Source organism: Pantoea sp. BL1, assembly GCF_000963985.1.
Classification (GTDB): domain Bacteria; phylum Pseudomonadota; class Gammaproteobacteria; order Enterobacterales; family Enterobacteriaceae; genus Pantoea; species Pantoea rwandensis_B.
The window spans coordinates 26,956-39,407 of sequence record NZ_JZRH01000010.1 but is presented as its reverse complement, the minus strand read 5'-3'; the positions used below and the strand labels follow the sequence as shown (position 1 = coordinate 39,407).

The 12,452-nt window shown below is 58.0% G+C and carries 11 protein-coding genes; 10 read left to right on the top strand and 1 reads right to left on the bottom strand.

From position 1 onward, the window contains the following. Positions 1-2 precede the first annotated feature (2 nt). The 4 genes from VH86_RS06180 (at position 3) to VH86_RS06165 (ending at position 5,459) form a co-directional block, all read left to right on the top strand. A complete protein-coding gene (locus VH86_RS06180) occupies positions 3-449 on the top strand; it encodes a GNAT family N-acetyltransferase (protein WP_045832261.1) in 447 nt (148 codons plus the stop codon). Positions 450-467: 18 nt separating this feature from the next. Continuing rightward, on the top strand, positions 468-2,516 hold the full coding sequence (locus tag VH86_RS06175; protein ID WP_045832260.1) for a hydantoinase/oxoprolinase family protein: 2,049 nt from the start codon (positions 468-470) through the stop codon (positions 2,514-2,516). A gap of 1 nt (position 2,517) precedes the next feature. Next, positions 2,518-4,533 carry a hydantoinase B/oxoprolinase family protein gene (locus VH86_RS06170; RefSeq protein WP_045832259.1) on the top strand — a complete coding sequence of 672 codons (2,016 nt, stop codon included), beginning with the start codon at positions 2,518-2,520 and terminating at the stop codon, positions 4,531-4,533. Positions 4,534-4,616: 83 nt separating this feature from the next. Next, complete coding sequence (locus VH86_RS06165) at positions 4,617-5,459, top strand: oxidoreductase (RefSeq protein WP_045832258.1); 843 nt, start codon at positions 4,617-4,619, stop codon at positions 5,457-5,459. Positions 5,460-5,568: 109 nt separating this feature from the next. On the opposite strand, the gene VH86_RS06160 is transcribed toward VH86_RS06165, so the two are convergent. Next, the gene (locus VH86_RS06160) at positions 5,569-7,734 is read right to left on the bottom strand and encodes a bifunctional diguanylate cyclase/phosphodiesterase (RefSeq protein WP_045832257.1); all 2,166 of its coding nucleotides are present in this window, start codon (positions 7,732-7,734) and stop codon (positions 5,569-5,571) included. Between the two features lie 311 nt (positions 7,735-8,045). Here VH86_RS06160 and phnF point away from each other — a divergent pair, with 311 nt between their 5' ends. Genes phnF through phnK form a run of 6 tightly spaced genes read left to right on the top strand, consistent with a single transcriptional unit; the run spans position 8,046 to position 12,448 of the window. Further along, a complete protein-coding gene (gene phnF, locus VH86_RS06155) occupies positions 8,046-8,762 on the top strand; it encodes a phosphonate metabolism transcriptional regulator PhnF (RefSeq protein WP_045832256.1) in 717 nt (238 codons plus the stop codon). Continuing rightward, positions 8,759-9,208: a phosphonate C-P lyase system protein PhnG gene (phnG, locus tag VH86_RS06150; protein WP_045832255.1), complete on the top strand. Its 450-nt coding sequence runs from the start codon at positions 8,759-8,761 to the stop codon at positions 9,206-9,208. The genes phnF and phnG overlap by 4 nt, the downstream gene beginning before the upstream one ends. Beyond that, a complete protein-coding gene (phnH, locus tag VH86_RS06145; RefSeq protein WP_038646239.1) occupies positions 9,205-9,780 on the top strand; it encodes a phosphonate C-P lyase system protein PhnH in 576 nt (191 codons plus the stop codon). Before phnG ends, phnH begins: the two co-directional genes overlap by 4 nt. Further along, complete coding sequence (locus VH86_RS06140; RefSeq protein WP_038646242.1) at positions 9,780-10,856, top strand: carbon-phosphorus lyase complex subunit PhnI; 1,077 nt, start codon at positions 9,780-9,782, stop codon at positions 10,854-10,856. The genes phnH and VH86_RS06140 overlap by 1 nt, the downstream gene beginning before the upstream one ends. Then, positions 10,849-11,697: an alpha-D-ribose 1-methylphosphonate 5-phosphate C-P-lyase PhnJ gene (locus tag VH86_RS06135; RefSeq protein ID WP_038646244.1), complete on the top strand. Its 849-nt coding sequence runs from the start codon at positions 10,849-10,851 to the stop codon at positions 11,695-11,697. Before VH86_RS06140 ends, VH86_RS06135 begins: the two co-directional genes overlap by 8 nt. Continuing rightward, entirely contained in the window at positions 11,687-12,448 is a 762-nt protein-coding gene (phnK, locus tag VH86_RS06130) for a phosphonate C-P lyase system protein PhnK (RefSeq protein WP_038646247.1), read from the top strand. The genes VH86_RS06135 and phnK overlap by 11 nt, the downstream gene beginning before the upstream one ends. The last annotated feature ends 4 nt before the right edge of the window (positions 12,449-12,452 follow it).

Here is a 12,452-nt window from a genome sequence, read left to right as displayed (position 1 = left end):
CCATGACCGCTCTAACCCTTGCCGATCATCAATGGCAGCGCGACGACTTCACCATCTCTACAGAACGTCAGCGCCTTGATATGGATTACATCCACCAGCAATTAACTGAGAAGTCTTACTGGGCCAGCGCGCAACCACGCGCGAAAACCGAGCGCGCGTTTGCCGGCTCGTTACCGTTCGGTGTTTACCATCTTCAGCAGCAGATTGGCTTCGCGCGGTTGGTCACGGATTACACCCGATTTGGCTGGCTGTGCGATGTGATGATTGATGAAAACTGGCGGGGTCATGGCCTGGGCAGCTGGCTGGCAACCTGTGTGCGTGCGCACCCGGAACTGGCCACGGTGCACCGCTGGATGCTTTCAACCAATGATGCCCATCAGCTGTATCAGCGCCTTGGCTGGCGCGTGGTGCAGGACCCACAAAAACTGATGGAATTTCCTCTCTCCTGATAACGGAGCTTGCTCACCATGGGTTACCGCGTTGGCGTTGATATTGGCGGATCCTTTACGGATTTTGCCGTGCTGAATGAACAAACTCATCAGATTCATACCTTGAAAGTTCTGTCGCGGCCGGATCAGCCCGGCAGCGAAATTCTCACCGGGCTGTCGCAGTTGCAGCAGCGTGACGGTATTGAACCCCAGCATATTGACTACTTTACCCACGGCACCACCGTGGGCATCAACGCGGTGATCCAGCGACGTGGCGTGCGGCTGGCGCTGTTTGCCACCGAGGGATTTTGCGATGTGCTGGAGCTGGCGCGTCTTAAAATCCCCCATATCCACGATCTCTTCTCGCGACGTCCGGCGCCGTTGATTACCCGCGACCGGGTATATGCCATCAAAGAACGCACTGACCGCCACGGAGAGGTGTTGCAGCCAGTCGACCGGCAAAGTGTGCTGGAGGCGATTGAACAGGCGCGTGCGGCGGGTTGTCAGGGCATTGTGGTGTCGCTATTGCACAGCTATCGCAATCGCCAGAACGAAGCGGCGGTCAAAGCGATCATCGAGGACGTGGCGCCTGAACTGCTTACCTCTTGCTCTGCCGACATCTGGCCGATTATTCGTGAATATGAACGGACCATCACCGCCACTATCAATGCTTACGTGCAGCCGATGGTGATTCATTACCTCGAATCGTTTGAACAGGCGTTACACACCATGGGCGTTAAGCCACCACCGCGTATCACTAAGTCCAACGGCGGCGTGATGGGTGTGGAGCAGGCAAAAAGTGAATGCGTGCAGATGGTGTTGTCAGGTACGGCTTCGGGAGTGATCGGTGCCAGCTTCCTCGCCAGCGCCTGCGGTTTCGACAAAATTCTCAGTCTGGATATCGGGGGTACCAGCGCGGACGTGGCGGTGATCGTCAATGGGCAAGTCGCGCAGGGCAACGGTGAAATCATCGGTGATTTCCCCATTTATATTCCGTCGGTGGCCGTTACGTCGGTGGGACAGGGGGGCGGATCGCTGGCGTGGATCGATAACCAGGGGGTACTGCAAATGGGTCCAGACAGCGCCGGATCGCTGCCGGGACCGGTGTGTTTCCAGCGCGGAGGGACGCAGCCAACAGCGACCGATGCTTTTGCAGCCTGTGGGATGATCGGTCATGGCGATCTGGGCTACAACGCGGTGAAAGTCGATGTCGCCGCCGCGCGTGCCGCCTGGCAGCCGCTGGCGGAGCAACTGGGCATTACGGTGGAAGAGACGGCGGAAACGGCTATCGAACTGGCGATCTCCAGTATGTACGGTGACACCAGCGGATTGCTGTCGCGTTTTGGGCTGGATCCGCGTGAATTCTGGTTCCTCGCCTTTGGTGGCGCGGGCCCGATGATGGGGTGTTTCCTCGCCCGCGAACTCAACATGAAAGGGGTGATCGTGCCACCTACGCCGGGGGTGCTGTCTGCGCTGGGAGGGCTGGTGGCGGACATCCGCAATGATTTTATCCGCACGCTCTACAGCGATCTGGACGCCAGCCTGGCGGATAAGCTGGCAACGGAAGCGGAAGCCCTGAGCCAACGTGCGCGTGGCTGGCTGCGCGAGCAACACGGCGCGGATATGCCGTTCACTTTGCATTACAGCGCCGATATGCGCTATCGCGGCCAATCGTTTGAGATAGAAGTCGCATTACAGCCGGAGTGGCTGGTGCAGGCCAACGTGGCGGCCTTACATGAGGCCTTTGACCGCCAGCATCAGCAACTGTTTGGTCACTGTGATGCCGATGCGCCGGTGCAGATTATCAATCTGCGGTTGGTGATTGCGTCTCCCACACCGAAACCCACGCTCAATCTGTTGCCTGCGGCCACTGATGCCGTCGAGGTCGCAAAACAGGTGCATGCCTGGATTGACGGTGCGTCGCATCCGGTCGATGTGGTGTTGCGTGCCACTCTGCGTGCCGGACACCATCTCAACGGACCTGTGATCATCGCACAGGATGACTGCACCACCTGCGTTCCACCGTTCATGCAGGTGGATGTCGATAGTTTTGGCAACTTGCTGATTACGCCTCTGGAGGCAAACTAACATGGCCATAAACGGACGTAACCTGCAAATTCTGGCGAACTATTGCGCGGCGGCGGCCGATGCGATGGCGTTTACGCTGATGCGCACCGCGCACTCCACTTTCGTCAAAGAGACCGAAGATTTTTCCTGTCAGATTGTCAGTCGTGACGGCATGGCGTTCGCCTCACCGCGCAGCTTTGGCGCGCCCTGGTATAGCGGCATCGATTACGGCCCGGTGCTGGCGTTAATCGACAGCTATCAGGAGGGCGATATCTGCATCACCAATGATTCGTATGCGGGCAATGTGGCAACGCACTCGCCGGATATCCATATCTGGAAGCCGGTGTTTCACAACGGTGCGATTGTCTGTTTTGTGGTAGGCCATATTCATAACACCGATGTGGGCGGCGCGGTGCCGGCTTCGTTGTCGCGATCGCTGACCGACATCGTGCAGGAGGGCATCCGCATTCCGCCACTCAAGATTGTGCGCAACGGTGAGTTGAATGTAGAAGTCGCCAGCATCATGCGCCTCAACGTGCGTGTACCAGAGCAAAACTGGGGGGATTTCAAGGCGCAGATTGCCTCGGTGAACGTGGGCGAGCGTAAGATCCATGACATCATCGCGCGTTTTGGTGTTGAGGATTTCCTGCAGGGTATCGAGGGTATTCTGGACTACGCCGAAGCGCAGGCGCGCAGCATTATTGCCACTATCCCGGACGGGGAGTACTTCTATGCTGACTTTGCCGATGAAGATGGTGAAGGCGGCTATCCGTGCCGCGTAGCCATCACGCTGCGCATTAGCGGCGACACGCTGGAACTGGATTACACCGGCAGCGATCCGCAGTTGGCCTCGTCGCTGAATATGCCTACGGGCGGCCGTGAACGCCACCCGCTGGCGCTGGTGGGTGTCACTTATGTGCTTTCCACGCTGGATCGCCATCTGCTGCTCAATGCGGGCACCTTACGCCCGACGCGCGCTATCCTGCCGCCCGGTACGGTGATGAACTGTGAAGCGCCTGCCGCGGTGGGCATGCGATCGCTGACCTGCGCGTTGTCGCAGATCGCCACCATTGGCGTCTTTTCCCAGGCGTTGCCCGATCGCTTACCGGCCAACTCACCCGGCGGCAACTCGATCATGAATATCCGTACCAGCGATAGCCAGAACCGCAGCGTGGTGGCTTCGCTAGGACCCGTCGGCGGTGGCGCGGGCGGTACACCACGTCATGATGGCCCGGATGGTTCTGGCGGGTTATCGGCGTTTCTGAAGAACACGCCTATTGAGATCAACGAGGCAGAAGTACCCATCCATTTCCATCGCTATGGGCTGGCAGCGGACAGTGCCGGTGCCGGGCGCTATCGTGGCGGCCTGGCCACGGAGATGGCGTTTGAAATTACCGCGCCCAACACCACGGTAACGGCGCGCAATCGCAACCGGTCAGTGTTCGCCTCGGCTGGCGTGCTGGGCGGTGAGTCAGGGGCATTGTCGCACTTCCGCACGTTGCGCAACGGCAAGGCCATTGAACACGGCAACACCGATGTCATTCGTTGCCAGCCGGGCGATATCGTTGAGGTGCGCGGTCCGGGCGCGGGAGGGTATGGCCTGCCAGTGGAACGTGACACGGCGGCAGTGCTGCAGGATGTGCGCTGCGGATTCGTCTCCCGCCAGATGGCGCGTGAGCGCTACGGCGTGGCGATCATCGATGATGAGGTGGATGCGATCACCACTGCGCGTTTACGCGCTGAGATGCAACACGAAGCCCGGCAGCATTTTGATCACGGCCCAGCCCGCACCGCATTTGAACAGCAGTGGACACCGGCGCGCTATGCGTTGCTCACCGCGTTTCTGGCACAAGCGCCGGTCAGCTGGCGCCACTTTCTCAAGCAGCAGGTGTTTGACGCCGTGGCAGTGGAGGCACAACCGGCAACACGTGAGGCGGTTGCAGCAGATCCACAACCGACAACGCTTGAGGCGCAGATGCAGGCCATCTTCCAGAATCTGCAACAACGCTATCCGGCGATGATGAACAGGTCGCACTAAGCGCTAATATTCAGCTTCAGGCTTTGCCATAGTCTTTTGTTGCCCGATGACGGTTCATCAGGCGCATTTAAGAGGATGTCACTATGGCTTCAGCAAACACGCCCGTTTGGTTTATTTCTGGTTGTTCAACCGGCTTTGGCCGGGAGCTGGCGCAGCAGACCATTGCGCGCGGCTTTCATACCGTGGTGACCGCGCGTGACCCGGCAAAAGTGCAGGATTTGGTGGCGGGGCATGACAATGCCCTTGCGGTGGCACTGGATGTGACCGATGCGCAAAGTATCGAGCAAGCCGTTCAGGCCGCACTGGACAAATTCGGTACGGTGGATGTGCTGGTGAACAATGCCGGCTATGGCTATCAGAGTTCAGTGGAAGAGGGCGATGAGCGTGAGATCCGTGCTCAGTTCGATGCCAACGTCTTTGGTCTTTTTGCCTTGACCCGCGCGATTTTGCCGGCGATGCGTAAACAGCGTCGCGGACACGTGATCAATATCACCTCGGTCGCCGGATTCATTGGCTTTGCCAGTTCAGGCTATTACTCGGCCAGCAAACACGCGGTGGAAGGCTGGTCTGATTCCCTGGCAGTGGAAGCGGCGCCTTTAGGCATTCATGTCACTTGTGTCGAGCCTGGCCCATTCCGCACGGATTGGGCGGGGCGTTCACTGCACCAGACGCCGAGCACCATACCGGAATATGCTGATACGGCGGCGGCGCGCATGAAAGCCACTTCCGAATACAGCGGCACCCAGGCGGGCGATCCGGCTCGTGCGGCCACGGCGATGATCGCCATCACGGAGCACGATAATCCTCCGCGCCATCTGGTGATGGGCGCATGGGGTTATGAGGCAGTGACCAGTAAGTTGAAAGAGAGACTGGCACAAATCGAAAACTGGAGGCAGACGTCGATTGATACGGATTTTCCGTTATAACCCTGATGCACGGTATATCGCGCCGCCACCGCTAACCGGGATTAAACGCGAGCGGCGCGGCATTGACGCCAATGCCCGCAGGGCGGAACACGCTCCTCCTGTCGGGCATTTATACCATCTTTTTAATCTCTTCAAACGGTACGGCCTGGCTGAACAGATATCCCTGCAGCTGATTACAGCCCGCATCGGCCAGCGCCACCTTTTGGCCTTCGGTTTCTACTCCTTCGGCGGTGACGGTTAAGCCCATGGCGTGACCCAGACGCACCACGGATTCAACGATTGCCGCAGAGTTTTGCGCGACGCCCAGCGATTGGGTGAAGGAGCGATCAATCTTGATTTTGTCGACCGGGAATGTGCTGAGATAGTTAAGGCTGGAGTAACCGGTGCCAAAATCATCCAGCGCAATGCGGAAACCGGCCTCACGCAACGCAATGATGTTATTGCGTGATTCGTGCTCATCCTCAATCAATACGCCTTCGGTGATCTCCAGTTCCATATGATGTGGATTGGCGCCTTCTTCACGCACAATTTCAACGATGCGCTCCACAAAGCCACTGGCGCGAAACTGCACGGGAGAAACGTTAACCGCCACAATCACCTGCGGCAGTCTCAGTGAGGTTTTGCAGGCTTCACGTAACACCCATTCGCCTAGTGGAATGATCATCCCGGTCTCTTCGGCGATGGCGATAAAGTCACCCGGCGAGACATCACCACGCACCGGATGCTGCCAGCGCACCAGGGCTTCTAATCCCACCACTCGCTGTCCGCTGATCTCCATCAGGGGTTGATACCACACGCGCAGACCATCGAAATTGACCAGCGCCTGACGTAAATCCGTCGCCATCTGCTGGCGGGTGCGCAGCGATTCATCCATCACTTTTTCGAACTGGCGATACTGGCCGCGACCACTGTTTTTTGCCTCATACAGCGCGATGTCCGCTTTACGCATCAGCTCCAGACGATCAATGCCATCTTTAGGGGCCAGCGCCAGCCCGATGCTGACCCCAACCCACACTTCGCTGCCTTGCAGCTCATAGGCTTCACTCAGCTCACTGATAATGCGTTTTGCCAACGTCTGCACCTGACCGATGTTATCGACGTCCGGCATCATCACAATAAATTCATCCCCGCCGATGCGCCCTACGGTATCGCTGGCACGCAAGATGTGCGTGAGGCGGCGCGCCACCTCAATGATCAACTCATCGCCCGCATGATGGCCATAGGTATCATTGATGTTTTTAAAGCGATCGAGATCAAGCAACAGCAGCGCCACACGTTGATCGTGCCGGGCGGATGCAGCCAGCGCCTGGGTCAGCCGATCTTCCATCAGTGCCCGATTCGGCAGTCCGGTAAGCACATCGTGAAAAGCCAGATGCTGCGCCTGCGCCTCACTGGCGCCGAGCTTAAGCAACGATTGCGACAGATTGAGAGAGGAGGTCCAGATGCGCCTGACCATAAACAGGCAGAGCAAGGTAATCAGCACCACGGATAACAGTGTTGAAGGGCCGAGCATGCGCAGCATCTGCGCGCCGGGTTTATCTGGTAGCCAGCTCAGGTAACCCACTGCATCGCCTTGCTGTGAATTCAGTTGGTAGAGTGCATCTGTTCCAGGCTGCGGTGCGCCATCGCTGAAATGCAGCTGTTGCAATTGGCTGCGATCCGCCAGATTACGTAAATAGCCATCATCGAGGAATTTGATACTCACTAATCGATAGCGGCCTGCTTCACGTGTACTGCTGATATCGCCCACAGCGAGGGCGGCGGCACGTTGCCCAATGCGCACGAAATCGGCACGATCGCTGGGACCCGCCACCTCATCACTGCTCACCACGAGCGGACTGGCCAGCATGTCTTTTAGGTATTGCCCCACGCTGTCACTGGGCACGCGTTTACCCTCACGCCAGATCGCCAGCGGCTGATTGTTACGATCCATCAGCAGAATCAACTGGTGGTCAAACATGTCATAAAGCCAGCCACCGATATTTTGATCTAACCAGCTCTGATCCGGCACGCCCAATGCCAATTGGTCCGCGAGAGGCGACCAGCGAGTCAAACTGCGCAGCTGACGCAAATGTTCATTCAAACTTTGGCTAAAGGAGGCCTCAATCATGCGTTGCTGTTGATCGCGAGCCTGTTCATTGCTCAGCGAGGTGCCCCAGAACAAGCCAACACCTGCTCCGGCAAAGGTTAAAACTAAAATCGCCACCAACGGCAAAATAACTTCCCGTACAAAATTGCGGCGAAAACCGTCGGACAGTTTGATTGTGTTAATCATTATAGGGTTCGCGTAACAAGGAGGGCTCATTTATAACGTTAGCAGAATTTACGCAAGCTGCATCCTATAAGGGAAGCGATAAAGCGTTGAAAATAAGCGATAATTTTTTGAACGCTGTCACAAAGGTAACAGTTAAAAATTTTTTATTAAAACCACAGCCGTTTCGCTTCGATCCTGCTGCCCTAAAGCAAATTCATCCTCACGTCATTGAGCCGTCACGGCGCTGTCATCTGGCTCGCGCACTGTAGTCGCCATCTCGCAGCACTTGTCGCTGCGCTCCTCAACCCATAGCGAATGAGGTATTGAACGTGATGGAGATATCCAGACATCCGACCACTGTGTATCAGGCGGTCGCCGCCCAACTGGAGCAGGCACTGCAAGAGCGTTATCGCTGTGGTGACTATCTGCCTTCTGAACAACAGTTAGCCGATCACTATGAAGTCAACCGCCATACGTTGCGCCGCGCGGTGGACGAACTGGTGAACAAAGGGCTGCTGCAACGCCGTCACGGCGTCGGCATTTTGGTGCTGATGCGTCCCTATGATTACCCCTTGCATGCGCAGGCGCGCTTTAGCCAAAACCTGCTGGAGCAGGGCAGCCACCCCACCAGTGAGCGACTGCTGGCGGTGCTGCGTCCCGCCAGTGGCGATGTGGCCAGTGCGCTCGCCATTAATGAAGGCGACAACGTGATTCATCTGCGCACGCTGCGCCGCGTGAATGGCGTGCCGGTGTGTGTCATCAATCACTTCCTGCCGGAACTGAGCTGGTGGCCGACGATACAGCAGTTCCAGAACGGCTCGCTGCATGACTTTATGCAGCAGCACCTTGGCCTCGATTTAACGCGTTCGCAAACCCGAATCAGCACCCGCCGCGCCCAGGCTAAAGAGTGTAAACAGCTGGAGATTGCCCTGCAGTCACCGCTGCTGTGCGTGCGCACCCTGAATAAACACCGTGACGGTCAGGTAGCGGAATACTCCGTTAGCCTAACGCGTGGCGACATGATTGAACTGACTCTGGAGCATGAATGAAACAGCAAACCGCTCGCCAGCATTGGCTATCGGTACTCGCGCACAGCGAAGCCAGCCAGCTAAATGCCCACTGGCAGTCGCTGCACCTCAATGCGCAATTTGAAGCGATTCGTCCCGCCGAAACCGGTTTAACCCGTTTGCAGGCGCGCATGGGCGGTAGCGGCAAACGCTTCGTGATGGGCGATGCCACCGTCACCCGTGCCGTAGTGAAACTGCATGATGGCACCCTCGGTTTCAGTTATGTGCTGGGCCGCGATAAAGCCCATGCCGAACGCTGCGCCGTGATTGATGCGCTACTGCAACAGCCAGAAACCCATGCGCTGTTGCAGGAAAAATTAATTGCCCCGCTGGCGGCCCTGCGTGAAGAGCAGCGTCAGTTGCGCGCACGTGAAATCGCCAGCTCTAAAGTGGACTTCTTTACGCTGGTACGCGGAGATAACTCATGACATTACTCGCCAGTTTTAACCATCCGGTTGCCGATTCACAGCGTGCCTTCCGCCGCATTCTTAAAGCGATGAGCGAGCCAGGCGTGATGGTCTCTCTGCCACTGGAACAGGGCTGGGGCGACCTGTCGCCTGCCGCAACGGCGGTACTGCTGACGCTGGTGGATCAGGAGAGTGCGTTGTGGCTGGATGGTCGCGTTGATAGCGAAATCGTGCGTAACAACCTGCGTTTTCACACCGGTGTGCCGATTGTGGAAGAGCGCCATGCACCCTTTGCCCTGACGCATGCGGCCTCCAATCCGGATCCCGCGCAGTTTGCGCCGGGCGACAATATGTCACCGGAAAAAAGCACCACGCTGATCATTGAAGTGCCATCACTGAACGGCGGCTTAACCCTGCGCCTGTCTGGTCCTGGCCTGCGTGAGTCACGCGCCATCGCCCCGCAGCTTCCCGAAGCCATTCTGACCTATTTGCGCGAGCGTCCGCACCCGTTCCCACTGGGCGTGGATCTGATTTTCACCTGCGGTGAAGCGATGATGGCCTTGCCACGCACTACCGACGTGGAGGTGTGCTGATGTACGTTGCGGTGAAAGGGGGCGAGAAGGCGATAGCCAGTGCTCATGAGCTACAGGCTGATTTGCGCCGTGGCGACCGCGATATCGCAGAACTCGGCTGCGATCAGGTCGCACAGCAGCTGGGATTAGCGGTGGATCGCGTGATGACCGAAGGCGGTATCTACGATCCCCAGCTGGCGGCACTCGCCATTAAACAAGCCAGCGGCGATTTGGTGGAAGCGATCTTTCTGCTGCGTGCCTATCGCACGACGCTGCCACGTCTGGCTGACAGCCTGGCGCTGGACACCGATGAGATGCGCATCGAACGTCGTATCTCGGCGGTGTACAAAGATTTGCCGGGCGGTCAGGTGCTCGGTCCCACCTACGATTACAGCCATCGCCTGCTCGATTTCACCTTGCTGGCCAATGGTGAAACTCCGGCGGCACCGCGTGACGATCAGGCGCTGCCAGAGCACTGCCCGCATGTGTTCAGCATGATGACCAGAGAGGGCCTGGCAGCGCGCGAAGAGGATGATGGCAGCGAGCCTTGTGATATCACGCGTGAACCGCCTGGCTATCCGGCCACGCGCGCGGCACGTCTGCAACAGTTGGTGCGCGGCGACGAAGGTTTCTTGCTGGCGCTCGGCTACTCGACGCAGCGCGGTTATGGCCGCAACCACCCGTTTGCTGGCGAAATCCGTACCGGCTATCTCAGCGTGTCGATCTGCCCGGAAGAACTGGGCTTTGAGATTGATATCGGTGAAATCCTGCTGACCGAGTGTGAAATGGTCAACGGCTTCACCACACAAACCGAAGGTGCGCCGCACTTCACGCGCGGCTACGGGCTGGTGTTTGGCCGTTCAGAGCGCAAGGCGATGGCGATGGCACTGGTGGATCGTGCCCTGCAAGCACCCGATTACAACGAACGTATTGCCGGCCCGGCGCAGGACGAAGAGTTCGTGCTGTCGCATGCCGACAACGTGGAAGCGGCGGGCTTTGTTTCGCATCTGAAACTGCCGCACTACGTCGATTTCCAGGCGGAGCTGGAGTTGCTGAAACGGCTGCGTGAACAGGTTCAGGAGCAAAACGATGAGTGAGTTAACCGGCTATAACAACGGCTATCTGGATGAGCAGACCAAGCGCACCCTTCGTCGCGCGATCCTCAAAGCGGTAGCGATTCCGGGTTATCAGGTGCCGTTTGCCGGACGTGAAATGCCGATGCCTTACGGCTGGGGCACCGGCGGGATCCAGATCACCGCCAGCATCATTGGCGACAGCGACGTGCTGAAGGTGATTGACCAGGGCGCGGATGACACCACCAACGCCGTGTCGATCCGTCGCTTCTTCCAGCGTGTCAGCGGGGCAGCCACCACCGAAGCCACCAAGGACGCCACGCTGATCCAGACGCGTCACCGCATTCCGGAGACGCCATTGCAGGAAGATCAGGTGCTGATTTTCCAGGTGCCGATTCCTGAGCCGCTGCGCTTCATCGAGCCGCGCGAAACGGAAACCCGCACCATGCACGCACTGGAAGAGTACGGCATCATGCAGGTCAAACTGTATGAAGATATCGCCCGCTACGGCCATATTGCCACCACTTATGCCTATCCGGTGAAGGTCAACGATCGCTACGTGATGGACCCTTCGCCGATCCCGAAATTCGATAACCCGAAAATGCACATGATGCCTGCGCTGCAACTGTTTGGCGCCGGGCGTGAAAAGCGCATTTATGCCTTGCCGCCTTATACCAAAGTGGAAAGCCTCGACTTCGACGACCACCCATTCACCGTACAAAGCTGGGATGAACCCTGTGCCCTGTGCGGTTCACGCCACAGCTACCTCGATGAGGTGGTCATGGATGATGCCGGTACGCGCATGTTTGTCTGCTCCGATACCGATTTTTGCCACCAGCAGCAGGAACAACAACATGCACAGTGAACAGCCGCTGCTTGCGGTCAACAATCTGACGCACCTTTATGCGCCAGGCAAAGGTTTTGAAGACGTCAGCTTTGAACTCTATCCAGGGGAAGTCTTGGGCATTGTGGGTGAGTCGGGTTCCGGCAAAACCACCTTGCTGCGCAGCCTGTCTGCGCGTTTAGCGCCGCAGCAGGGCAACATTCTTTATCGTGCTCAGGATCTTTATCAACTGAGTGAGAGCGACCGCCGCCGCTTGTTGCGTACCGAATGGGGCGTGGTGCATCAGCATCCGCTGGACGGATTGCGCCCGCAGGTCACGGCGGGCGGCAATATCGGCGAGCGCTTGATGGCCGTCGGCCAGCGTCATTACGGTGACATCCGTAAAGAGGCGATGCGCTGGTTGCAGGACGTCGAAATCCCCGCCAACCGCATCGACGATTTGCCGACCACCTTCTCCGGCGGTATGCAGCAGCGTTTGCAGATTGCACGCAACCTGGTGACGCAACCCACACTGGTGTTTATGGATGAGCCGACCGGTGGTCTGGATGTGTCGGTGCAGGCACGACTGCTGGATCTGCTGCGTACGCTGGTGCGCGAGCTCAATCTGGCGGTGGTGATCGTTACCCACGATCTCGGTGTCGCGCGCTTGCTGGCGCACCGCCTGCTGGTGATGAAGCAGGGCAAGGTGGTGGAGAGCGGTCTGACCGACCGGGTGCTGGACGATCCGCACCATCCTTACACGCAACTGCTGGTCTCATCGGTGCTGGCTTAACTTC